The 3,392-nt window shown below is 60.5% G+C and carries 6 protein-coding genes and 1 pseudogene; 5 read left to right on the forward strand and 2 right to left on the reverse strand.

What is annotated here, in order from left to right; all coding sequences use genetic code 11:
• From EOA29_RS29620 to EOA29_RS41730, 5 genes are all read left to right on the forward strand, one after another.
• Positions 1–287, forward strand: a 287-nt coding sequence (locus EOA29_RS29620) for a cytochrome c oxidase subunit 3 (protein ID WP_189479023.1), incomplete at its 5' end; no start/stop codon positions are given.
• Between the two features lie 10 nt (positions 288–297).
• A complete protein-coding gene (locus EOA29_RS29625) occupies positions 298–1,011 on the forward strand; it encodes a heme-copper oxidase subunit III family protein (protein WP_126093423.1) in 714 nt (237 codons plus the stop codon).
• A gap of 25 nt (positions 1,012–1,036) precedes the next feature.
• The gene (locus EOA29_RS29630; RefSeq protein WP_126093422.1) at positions 1,037–1,429 is read left to right on the forward strand and encodes a cytochrome C oxidase subunit IV family protein; all 393 of its coding nucleotides are present in this window, start codon (positions 1,037–1,039) and stop codon (positions 1,427–1,429) included.
• A gap of 143 nt (positions 1,430–1,572) precedes the next feature.
• Positions 1,573–2,046, forward strand: coding sequence for an aminoacyl-tRNA deacylase (locus EOA29_RS29635; protein WP_126093421.1), 474 nt, complete (start codon positions 1,573–1,575; stop codon positions 2,044–2,046).
• Between the two features lie 259 nt (positions 2,047–2,305).
• The gene (locus tag EOA29_RS41730; RefSeq protein WP_189350014.1) at positions 2,306–2,458 is read left to right on the forward strand and encodes a hypothetical protein; all 153 of its coding nucleotides are present in this window, start codon (positions 2,306–2,308) and stop codon (positions 2,456–2,458) included.
• Between the two features lie 78 nt (positions 2,459–2,536).
• Here the strand turns inward: EOA29_RS41730 and EOA29_RS29645 are convergent, their stop codons facing one another.
• Positions 2,537–2,917: a cytochrome c family protein gene (locus EOA29_RS29645; RefSeq protein WP_126093419.1), complete on the reverse strand. Its 381-nt coding sequence runs from the start codon at positions 2,915–2,917 to the stop codon at positions 2,537–2,539.
• Between the two features lie 177 nt (positions 2,918–3,094).
• Positions 3,095–3,392: pseudogene (locus EOA29_RS29650) on the reverse strand (type VI secretion protein); the annotation flags it as partial.

The following is a 3,392-nucleotide window of genomic DNA, read 5'->3' on the forward strand; positions in this document are numbered from 1 at the left end:
GGCGGCACCTGACCCAAGACGGCTACCTGCTGGCCTCCAACCCGGCCAACAGCTTCTTCTATCTGATCACCGCAATGCATGGCCTGCACATAATGGGCGGGCTGGTCGGCCTTGGCAGGACGAGCGCCAGTGCCTGGAACAGCGCCCGGCCGGAGCGGTTGCGCCTCGGCGTCGAGCTCTGCGCCATGTATTGGCATTTCCTGCTTTTCGTCTGGCTCGGCATCTTCGCCGTTCTGGCCGGCTGGGCGGCGACATTCATCGACATTTGCCGGCAATTGCTGACCTAGGAGGCAGGCGATGGCTGAGACGACACATAGCGGCCAGTTGAATCGCCCCGAGGGCTGGCGCGGTATCGCCGCCGATTGGGCCTCGGATCAGCGCGCGTTCAAGAACGTGTCCTGGGGCAAGGCCATGATGTGGATCTTCCTGCTCAGCGACACCTTCATCTTCGGTTGCTTCCTGCTTTCCTACATGACGGCGCGGATTTCCACCCGCGTGCCGTGGCCGAATCCAAGCGAGGTCTTCGCCTTGCGCATCGGCGGCTCGGAGATCCCCCTCATCCTGATCGCCATCATGACCTTCGTGCTGATCTCGAGCAGCGGAACCATGGCCATGGCGGTCAATTTCGGCTACCGCCGCGATCGCCGCAAAACCGCGATCCTGATGCTCTTGACCGCTGCGCTCGGCGCGACATTCGTCGGCATGCAGGCCTTCGAATGGACCAAGCTCATCACCGAGGGGGTGCGGCCCTGGGGCAATCCCTGGGGCGCCGCGCAGTTCGGCTCGTCCTTCTTCATGATCACCGGCTTCCACGGCACCCACGTCACGATCGGCGTGATCTTCCTGATCATCGTGGCTCGAAAAGTCTGGCGTGGCGACTTCGACACCGGGCGGCGCGGTTTTTTCACCAGTCGCCGTGGCCGTTACGAGAATGTCGAGATCATGGGACTCTACTGGCACTTCGTCGACCTGGTCTGGGTGTTCATCTTCGCCTTCTTCTATCTTTGGTGAGAAGCAGCTTTGTTGAGAGGCAGATATGGCTGAAGCAACCGCAAACGGTCTCGGACAACACGCACTGCATTCCACCCACGATGCGGCGGCCGTCACCAAGGCGGACACACATCAGGAACATCCGATCAAGCTCTATCTGGTGGTCTGGGCGTGGCTGTTCATCCTCAGCACCTGCTCCTATCTGGTCGACTATTTCGGTATCCACGGCTACCTCAGATGGTCGCTGATCCTGATCTTCATGATGCTCAAGGCGGGACTGATCGTCGCCGTCTTCATGCATATGGCCTGGGAGCGGCTGGCGATGATGTATGCGATCATCCTGCCGCCGATATTGGTGCTGGTTTTCGTGACGATGATGGTCCTCGAAGCCGACTATACGCTGTTGACCCGTATCGCATTTTTCGGGCCCGGCCCCTGACGCGCGGTTCGATCCAGCCGCGACACAACCAGCCGGGAACGGCGGGTGCCTTTGCCATGAAACAACTGGCCGTGAAACAATAAGGCCGCCCGTCCATTTTGGTTTGACGCATGCGTCGTGAACTCAAGCAGAGGACGCGGAAAATGACGATAGCAAGCAGACTAAGGAACTTTATTGACAGCAAGGGAATCCTCTACGACACCGTCGCGCATCATCGAACCGCCACCAGCAGACAGAGCGCCATCGCCGCGCATGTGCCCGGCAGCATCATGGCGAAGTCGGTGGTCGTTCACCACGAACTCGGTTATGCGCTGGCGGTGGTCCCAAGCACCCACAGGATCGAGCTCGGCAAGCTGCAGGACGTCATGGACAAGCGCCTCGGGCTCGCGTCCGAGGACGAGGTGGTATCGCTCTTCGATGATTGCGACATCGGCGCCATACCGCCGATCGGCGCCGCCTATGATGTGCCGGTTATTCTGGACGAAAGCCTCGGCGATGCCGCCGACATCTATTTCGAGGGCGGCGACCACAAGACGCTTGTGCATGTCAGCGGCAAGGATTTCCGCAACCTGACCACGGGCGCGCGTCAGGCGCGGTTCAGCCACCGGGCCTATTGAGCGCACACCGGCACTCTCGCCGGTCCGTCACAACAGGGCCTGCTCAGTTCGCCGGTCTGGGGCCAGCCGGCGGCTCTATAACCTTGCGGTACAAATGCCAGGTGGCGTGACCGAGAATCGGCAGCACCACAGCCAGTTCTGCGTGACGCGCATTAATGCATGTCGCCCAAAAGTGCGCAGCGGTTTTGGGAGAACGACATGCATCAAAACAAAGACTTAAAGCGCGTCGCCCGAATCCGCTTCAGCGTGACGCGCATTAATGGTCAGCCGCAGCGGCGCGCTGGCTCCAGAGCTGCTTTTTCGCTATCCTCAGGCTGCGAAGGTGAACGTCATGGACACGCGGACGCTTCTCATACTCGGCCTTGGCATAATCATCCTGCTGGCATTGGGCTTCTTTGCGCTGCCTTCGTGACGGCGCAGGGCGCAGCATTCCGGCAGCAGTGCCGACGATCTTCCTTCAGGATGAGCAGGCCACCACCGGTGGGGTTGCTTATTTGGAAAACTGTTTCAGATAAGCGATGACGTTGGCTATGTCCTGATCGTTCTTGAGGCCGGGAAACGCCATCTTCGTCCCTTTGACCATGGCCTTGGGATCGTGAAGATACGTTGTCAGGGTGGGCTCGTCCCATTTGACGCCGGATTTTCCGGCTTCGATCATGGCTGTCGAATAGGTGAAATCGGGGTGCGTGCCCGCCGTCCGGCCGATGACGCCGTTCAGCGATGGACCAACCTTGTTCTGGTCCTTGTCAGCGACGTGGCAAACCTTGCATTTGGTGAAGACCTTCTCGCCTGCAGCGGCATCCTGTGCCCGTGACGGATTCACGGTGAAAGCGACAGCAGGCATGATGGCTAAGAACGCGATTGCGCGCATGGCATTTCCTCCCTGATCGCCGTTGTGCCAGCGTGCCGGTCGCGGCGGCATGCCGCACTTCATGGCAGAGCGGAATATCCGCATCTCCGCAGTGGAGTTGCGCTACCTGCATACCACAGAATCCGGCCATCGGATAGGAAAGCCAACATTTTGCGAAGGGTTACAAGCCGAGCCGGCTCACGGCGGATCGGTGTTGCAGCTTGCCGCGATCTGGCCGATCGCCTCGGAGAGCCCGGCGAGCTCGAAATCGGCCTCGCCGCGCCCGGACAACAGGCCGAAACGCCATGACAGCAACAGACGGTTCGCCGAAACCAGCCGCTTGATGCCGTCATCGCCTTCCCTGACCAGCAATTTGCCGCGCGGGCCGACAGACCAGCTCTCATCGAATTTGCTGCCGCCGTCGACCATGACCGACATGGTGATCTTGCGGCTGGCGGAGACCGCGTCGTTGAGCTGCAGCCATTCGCTCCAGCGC

This window comes from Mesorhizobium sp. M1E.F.Ca.ET.063.01.1.1 (assembly GCF_003998155.1).
Classification (GTDB): Bacteria; Pseudomonadota; Alphaproteobacteria; order Rhizobiales; family Rhizobiaceae; genus Mesorhizobium.

What these genes read in the sequence shown, in the direction of transcription:
- EOA29_RS29625 (WP_126093423.1), top strand. Translation starts at nt 298, where the DNA reads ATGGCTGAGACGACACATAGCGGCCAGTTGAATCGCCCCGAGGGCTGG.
- EOA29_RS29645 (WP_126093419.1), bottom strand. Translation starts at nt 2,917, where the DNA reads ATGCGCGCAATCGCGTTCTTAGCCATCATGCCTGCTGTCGCTTTCACC.
- EOA29_RS29630 (WP_126093422.1), top strand. Translation starts at nt 1,037, where the DNA reads ATGGCTGAAGCAACCGCAAACGGTCTCGGACAACACGCACTGCATTCC.
- EOA29_RS41730 (WP_189350014.1), top strand. Translation starts at nt 2,306, where the DNA reads ATGGTCAGCCGCAGCGGCGCGCTGGCTCCAGAGCTGCTTTTTCGCTAT.
- EOA29_RS29635 (WP_126093421.1), top strand. Translation starts at nt 1,573, where the DNA reads ATGACGATAGCAAGCAGACTAAGGAACTTTATTGACAGCAAGGGAATC.